Genomic DNA, 6,410 nt, shown 5'->3' on the forward strand with positions numbered 1-6,410 from the left:
TTAATTACAATAAAGATGAATAAATTTAAAATTTTTAGTCTTGCCTTAGTTGCTTCAGCTTCTGTTGCAAAAGCGCAAGATATAAACCAGGCCAAAAAGGCAATTGATGCTGAACAATTTGAGAAAGCTAAATCTTTGCTGAAATCAATCATCAAAGCAAAACCATCAGATGGAGAAGCTAATTTTGTTTTAGGTAATGTGTACTTAAATCAAGCTATTGTTGATTCTGCTAAAATTTATTACTTAAATGGATTAGAAGCAGCAGATAAGAAAAACTTAAATTATATTGGTTTAGGTCAATTAGATCTTGATGCAAAAAATGCAGCTTCGGCTCAGGCAAATTTTGGATTAGCTACAAAAGATATGAAGCGTAAAGATGTAAATGAATTTATTTACATTGGTAGAGCATATATGAATTCTACAAATCCTGATTATACAAATGCAATTGGTAGTCTAAAGAAAGCTTTATTACTAGAGCCTCAGAACGCAACTGCACTTTTAGCAATTGGAGATGCTTATTATGGAGCAAACAATCAAAATGATGCTTACAAAGCTTACCGTGATGCATTTACTGCTGACCCAACGCTTTTAAGAGCAAAAATGCAATTAGGTGTTTTATTAAAAGGTGCTAAATCTTACGACGAAGCAATTAAATCTTTCAATGAAGTTATTGCTCTTGATGCTAATTACGGACCAGTTTACAGAGAGCTTGCTGAAACTTATTACAAATGGGCAAGAAATAAACCTTCTACTAGACAGGTGAATTATCAAAAAGCAATTCAAAACTATGAGAAATACTTGAGTTTAACAGATTATTCTATGAACTCAAGAATGCGTCACGCTGATTTCCTAATCTTAGTTGAAGATTATAAAGCTCTTGAAAAAGAAGCTAACAAAATGATTGAGTTGGATAAAGTTAATCCTAGAATTTATAGATATTTAGGATACTCTGCTTACGAAAATGGTAATTATGATATTGCGATTAAATCATTAGAGGATTACATGAAAGTTCCTTCTAACAAAGTTATCGCAAAAGATAATTTATACTTAGGATTTGCTAAAATTAAAAAAGGAACTGATGCTGCTGGTGTAGTTGATCCTGCTGCTTTTGAAGCTGGTTTGGCTGAAATCAAAAAAGCGGTTGCTGTGGAGCCATTAGCTGTTGAGGATCTTGGAGATTTTGGTAAAGAATTGTTTGGTAAAAAACAATACAACCAAGCTGCTGCGATTTATGAATTGAGTACTAGTAATACAGAGCAAAAAAATTATCTAAATGATAATGTATACTATGGTATTTCTCTTTACTATGCAAATGCAAATAAAGAAAAAACTGCGATGGATGCTGCTGCTTTAACTAAGGCTGATGCTGCTTTTGACAGAGTGTTGGTTGCTTCTCCTGCTTATGATGAGGCTTACTTATACAAAGGTAGAATCAACAACTTATTGGAGAAAGATGATTTAATTATCAAAAACTACCAAGAGTATATCAATAAAACAACTGCAAAAGGTGCTGAAGAATTGGCAAAACCTGCAACAGTTAAAAAAGTTGTAGAATCTTACAATTCAATTGGTGCTGCTTATGCTAACACCGATAAAGCAAAAGCTATTGAGTATTTCAACAAAAGTTTGGTTTTAGACCCAACTAACGCTTATGCTACTCAATCTGTGAAAGCTTTAAAATAAGAAAAGTTTTTTGACTAAATATAAAACCGATAGTTCCTTTGAACTGTCGGTTTTTTTTGTTCCGTATTTAATTGACTATCTTTGCACTTTAAAATAAAATAATGTTATCAAAAGAAATACAATTAGAAGTTAATAAAGGAGCGATGTTGCCTTTGATGGAAGAGTTTTATACTATTCAGGGAGAAGGTTTTCATACAGGCACTGCTGCATATTTTATTAGAATTGGAGGTTGCGATGTGGGTTGTCACTGGTGCGATGTGAAGGAAAGTTGGAATGCAGAATTGCATCCGCCAACAAGTGTTGATTTAATTGTAAAGAATGCTTCAAGTTATGCAGATACCGTTGTAATTACTGGTGGAGAGCCTTTAACCTGGGACATGAGTTTGTTGACACAGCAATTAAAAGATAAAAATTTGAAAGTTCATATTGAAACTTCAGGTGCTTACCCGCTTTCAGGAACCTGGGATTGGATTTGTCTTTCGCCGAAGAAGAATAAATTGCCTACTCAAACTGTATATGATAATGCGCACGAGTTAAAAGTGATTATTTACAATAAACATGATTTTATCTTTGCAGAAGAGCAGGCGGAATTGGTAAACGATAATGCAATTTTATTCCTTCAGCCGGAATGGAGTAAAAAAGAAGAAATGACTCCGCTAATTGTTGATTATGTAATGAACAATCCAAAATGGAGAGTTTCACTTCAGACGCATAAATATTTGAATATTCCGTAAATAGAATAAAAGAAATCTCTTCAGCTGAAGAGATTTTTTATTTTGTATACCTGTGTAAAAAAGAAACAATTTTGTTTAGTCCCAGTTTTTATATTTTTTTAAAGAGGTAATGTGCGCCAAATGATGATTTCCATGCCAGGCATAGGTTCCGATAATTTGTTTAATTTGATATTCAGAATTGTTTTCCGGATGGATAAATGATTTTCCTAAATCAGTTTCTGATAAATTTTTCATTATAAAAGCTAATCGATAATGTAGTCCTTCCAGCAAATTTAAGGTTGGTTGAATCGGCATCTTTAAATTATCGGGTAATTCAGACCATAAAGTTTCATCATACGCTTTTATCACAGGATTATTTTCCGTCAAAGTCCATTTAATTCGAATGAAACAATTCATATGGCTTTCGGCGCAGTGATGAATTACTTGACGAACTGTCCATCCACCTGGACGATACGGTGTGTCTAATTGTTTATCGCTGAGATGAAGCGTTTCTTTTCTTAGTCTTTCAGGAAAAGATTTGATTTCGGCAATTTTATCTGAAATATATTCAGGCGTAAAAGCTATCGGTGCTTCAAATTTTCCAATCGGAAATTTTAATTTCTCTAAATCTAATTCTTCCATAATGTTGTAATGATGTTTTATATCGAAAGTCTGGCTAAATAATCATAATGCTCTCCTTCTAAAATAAGCTCACATTTAAGCCCATTTCCAATAGCGGCATTTTGCAGTGTATTATAATCAAGATACAACCAATCAAAAGGCTCTTCTTTTTCTCCTTTATAAGAAATATTAAATACTAGTTCACCGTAGTAATCATTATTAGACGGTATCCATTTCCCGCCATCTTCATCTTCATCAAACATATAAATAATATCTGAGCTGTCTAATAAAATTTGTCCACCCGGATTCAAAAGCGATTTTAGTTTTGATAAATATTTATTGCAATTGTCTAATTTTCCAAAAATTCCAACTCCATTCATTAATAATATAATGGTATCGAATTTTTCTCCTTCAAAATCTAATATATTCTGAACTTTTGCATTTTTAACACCTCGAAGTTTACAGGTTGCTATTGCTTTTTCAGAAATATCAATCGAAATTACATCCAAATTGCGATCATTTTGTAATGATAAACTGTGGCTTCCGGCCCCACAACCAACATCAAGAGTTTTTCCGGTAGCCAACTGAAGTGCTTTTTGTTCCAGTTTGGGCATTTCATTATAAGAACGAAATAAATAATCGACACTCATTTCATCTTCTTCAGAAATAGAAGTTTCCGTTATTAAATCTTCAGGTGAATTATTGGTCTGAAAATCGTACATCGCTTTGCCAAAAAGATCTTTCATGGTAATTTAGTTCAAAGTTTAAGGTTTCAAGTTTAAAGTTGTTTAATTTTGCAGATCAACTTTAAATTTTAAACTTGAAACAAATTTTAAATAACTTAAATAAGTTAGCCAAAGATAAGCATATCGAAAACAAAAAGTATTTTGATAAGCTGAAAAAGAAGCAGCCGAAGAATTTAGATTACATCATGCAGGATTTGCATGATGCCGAATTTAAAAAAACGGATTGCCTGCAATGTGCCAATTGTTGTAAAACAACTGGCCCGTTGTTTACTTTGGCTGATATCGAAAGAATTTCGAAATCTTTCAGACAAAAACCGCAGCAATTTATCGATCAGTATCTTCGTATTGATGAGGACAAAGATTATGTTTTAAAAAGTGTACCCTGTACTTTTCTGGACAGTGAAAATTACTGTATGATTTATGACGTACGTCCAAAAGCCTGCAGGGAATTTCCGCACACAGATCGTAAAAAGTTTCATCAGATTGCAGATCTTACTTTAAAAAACGTATCAATTTGTCCGGCAGCATATAATATAGTAGAAGAAATGAAAAAGAAATTACCACTTTAGAACTTAAATGTTTTGTAATTGTTTTTCGGAACAATTCTTTTTTGCTTTTTAAAATGTATTTTTGAACGCAGATGAATACCAAATAAAGGACTAAACTACTAATCAGATAATATAAAAATTGAATCTAGAATATTTTATAGCAAAGAGACTTATTACTGCCAAAGATTATAAAAGCAGTATTTCAGCGCCAATTATAAAGATTGCCATTTCGGCTATTGCCATTGGTATTATTATGATGTTAGTTTCAGTAGCAACCGGAATTGGTTTGCAGCAAAAAATACGCGACAAAGTTTCTGCTTTCAATGGGCAGGTTATTATTTCGAATTACGACAATAATAATTCTGAAGTAACTTTGGTTCCTATTTCTAAAAAACAAGATTTTTATCCCAATTTCAAATCAGTTCCTGAAGTGAAACATATTCAGGCAATAGCAACTAAGGCAGGAATCATTCGAACTGAAAATGCTTTCGAAGGAATTGTTTTCAAAGGAGTTGGTGCCGATTACGATTGGAATAATATAAAAGAGTATTTAGTAGAGGGTAGATTGCCTGATTTTACGAAAGAACTAAATGAAGAGGTTATAATTTCAAGATTTCTTGCTGATCGTCTAAATTTAAAAGTAGGAGATCAATTCAATACTTTCTTTATAAAAGAAGAACAAGGCAAGATGCCAAATAGCCGCCGATTTAAAATTTGTGGAATTTTTAATTCAGGTTTTCAAAATTTCGATGCAACATATATTATAGGAGATATTCGTCATATCCAAAGAATAAATAAATGGGCTCCAGACCAGGTCGGTGCTTTTGAGGTTTTTGTGAAAGACTTTACCAAAATTAAAGAAACAGGAGATGAAGTTTACGAGCAAACTTCATCGACACTAGATACAAAAACAATAATCGAAAAATACAGTTACATTTTTGACTGGCTTCAGCTTTTCGATTTCAATATAATAGTTATTCTTGCTGTTATGATATTAGTGGCGACAATTAATATGGTCGTGGCATTGTTGGTCCTTATTTTAGAGCGGACTCAAATGATCGGAATTCTAAGAGCACTAGGAGCAAATAACTGGACAGTCCGTAAAATATTTTTGTACAATGCGTTTTATCTTATCATACGAGGACTCTTCTGGGGAAATTTAATTGGTATTTCATTATTGCTAATTCAGCAGCAATTCGGAGTCATCCATTTAAATCCTGAAAACTATTATGTCAACGTAGCGCCGGTATATATAAACTGGGGTTATGTTATACTTTTGAATTTACTAACAGTTACGGTTTGTTTTCTGGTATTATTAATTCCTTCCTATATTATAACCAGGATCTCACCGGTAAAAGCAATTCGTTTCGATTAACAGTTTGCGATATAACGATTCTAAATCCGACAAGTTTTTAAGCCTGTCGGGCTTGTTTTTTTGTACATGTATAAACAAGTGTGAATTTCTGCTATAATATATAAGAAGGATTCTTTAGGGAAGAAGTAGTTTTTTAATAAGGAGCTGTCTCCCGCTATCCGCTGTCTTTTGTGCCGAACCCCGGGACAAAAGGATTTCCACTACTATCGGGGCCTAGGTTAGTTGTTTTCAAGAGAACTCTTCTTTATATAAGTATAGAATCAAGTTTCTGGGCATAACGAAAAGCAGAAAAAGAGACTTTGTTTCTTAGAGTCTTCGTGGCAAAGGCAGAAAAGGCAGAAAAGAGCATAATTCGATCTGTTGTAAAGTTCTCAGGAAAGAATGTATTGTGATGTGAAGTCCATAAAGACGGCGTATTCGGAAATAAAAGAATTGAGACAAACACTAACACTACAGATAATTCTTATAAAATACAAAAAACTTGAAAAGCTAAGTTTTGCGTTATCAGAGTGTTAAGAAAAAGTTTTAAAAAAGATCAAAAATAGTTGGGTTAAAAGCTTGCAGAACTCAATAAAGGTGGTACTTTTGCACCCGCAACAGCGATAGACGTTCACTGAAATACTGACAAGCAGACGAATTTAAACTGAAAAATTTTTTTTCAAAAAAAGATTCAAAAAAGCTTGTGAGATTTGAAAACGGATGTTACATTTGCACCCCGCAAAAC

6 protein-coding genes are annotated in these 6,410 nt (G+C 32.9%); 4 read left to right on the forward strand and 2 right to left on the reverse strand.

All coding sequences use genetic code 11. The features are described 5' to 3' along the window. Positions 1 to 15 precede the first annotated feature (15 nt). A complete protein-coding gene (locus tag Q7C23_RS19355; protein WP_375034033.1) occupies positions 16 to 1,683 on the forward strand; it encodes a tetratricopeptide repeat protein in 1,668 nt (555 codons plus the stop codon). Positions 1,684 to 1,784: 101 nt separating this feature from the next. Next, positions 1,785 to 2,417 carry a 7-carboxy-7-deazaguanine synthase QueE gene (locus Q7C23_RS19360; protein ID WP_056187446.1) on the forward strand — a complete coding sequence of 211 codons (633 nt, stop codon included), beginning with the start codon at positions 1,785 to 1,787 and terminating at the stop codon, positions 2,415 to 2,417. 75 nt (positions 2,418 to 2,492) lie between these two features. On the opposite strand, the gene Q7C23_RS19365 is transcribed toward Q7C23_RS19360, so the two are convergent. Both Q7C23_RS19365 and Q7C23_RS19370 read right to left on the reverse strand, forming a co-directional pair. Beyond that, on the reverse strand, positions 2,493 to 3,038 hold the full coding sequence (locus Q7C23_RS19365; protein WP_375034034.1) for a YfiT family bacillithiol transferase: 546 nt from the start codon (positions 3,036 to 3,038) through the stop codon (positions 2,493 to 2,495). A gap of 17 nt (positions 3,039 to 3,055) precedes the next feature. Then, a complete protein-coding gene (locus Q7C23_RS19370) occupies positions 3,056 to 3,763 on the reverse strand; it encodes a class I SAM-dependent methyltransferase (protein ID WP_375034035.1) in 708 nt (235 codons plus the stop codon). A 74-nt stretch (positions 3,764 to 3,837) separates the two neighbouring features. Here Q7C23_RS19370 and Q7C23_RS19375 point away from each other — a divergent pair, with 74 nt between their 5' ends. Continuing rightward, positions 3,838 to 4,332, forward strand: coding sequence for a YkgJ family cysteine cluster protein (locus Q7C23_RS19375; RefSeq protein WP_375034036.1), 495 nt, complete (start codon positions 3,838 to 3,840; stop codon positions 4,330 to 4,332). A 118-nt stretch (positions 4,333 to 4,450) separates the two neighbouring features. Next, entirely contained in the window at positions 4,451 to 5,686 is a 1,236-nt protein-coding gene (locus tag Q7C23_RS19380) for an ABC transporter permease (protein WP_375034037.1), read from the forward strand. Positions 5,687 to 6,410: the final 724 nt, after the last annotated feature.

This window comes from Flavobacterium sp. LAR06, assembly GCF_041946075.1.
GTDB lineage: Bacteria > Bacteroidota > Bacteroidia > Flavobacteriales > Flavobacteriaceae > Flavobacterium.

What these genes read in the sequence shown, in the direction of transcription:
- Q7C23_RS19355 (WP_375034033.1), top strand. Translation starts at nt 16, where the DNA reads ATGAATAAATTTAAAATTTTTAGTCTTGCCTTAGTTGCTTCAGCTTCT.
- Q7C23_RS19360 (WP_056187446.1), top strand. Translation starts at nt 1,785, where the DNA reads ATGTTATCAAAAGAAATACAATTAGAAGTTAATAAAGGAGCGATGTTG.
- Q7C23_RS19365 (WP_375034034.1), bottom strand. Translation starts at nt 3,038, where the DNA reads ATGGAAGAATTAGATTTAGAGAAATTAAAATTTCCGATTGGAAAATTT.
- Q7C23_RS19370 (WP_375034035.1), bottom strand. Translation starts at nt 3,763, where the DNA reads ATGAAAGATCTTTTTGGCAAAGCGATGTACGATTTTCAGACCAATAAT.